The organism is Clostridium tarantellae (assembly GCF_009295725.1).
GTDB classification, from domain to species: domain Bacteria; phylum Bacillota; class Clostridia; order Clostridiales; family Clostridiaceae; genus Sarcina; species Sarcina tarantellae.
In genome coordinates this window covers 1-281 of record NZ_WHJC01000698.1, presented here as the reverse complement: position 1 = coordinate 281, position 281 = coordinate 1, and the positions used below count along the sequence as shown (strand labels likewise).

The following is a 281-nucleotide window of genomic DNA, read 5'->3' as shown; positions in this document are numbered from 1 at the left end:
GTTACTTCTCCAAGACTTGGACCATAGTTTATTCCATCTCCATGGAACTTAATAGTGTTTATTCCACTATTTAAATTTACTGCCACAGTAAAGGTCTTAGCATCTCCTATGGACCATCCATTAGTTGGTGTTGGAGTGTAAACTGATCCTGTGCTTGTTCCATTTATATCTATCTTTAAGTTTCTATTAGCATCTGCCCCTATATACTTCACTGCTAAATTATACTTTCCTGCAGCTGCTACATTTACAGTTAAGGTAGTTGCACCATCACTTGGTCCTCC

At 38.1% G+C, this 281-nt stretch carries 1 protein-coding gene; it reads right to left on the bottom strand.

Annotated features, from left to right (window positions below):
• Window positions 1–281 (bottom strand): carbohydrate-binding protein (locus GBZ86_RS19105; RefSeq protein WP_479690762.1); only part of this gene is annotated, 281 nt, incomplete at both ends.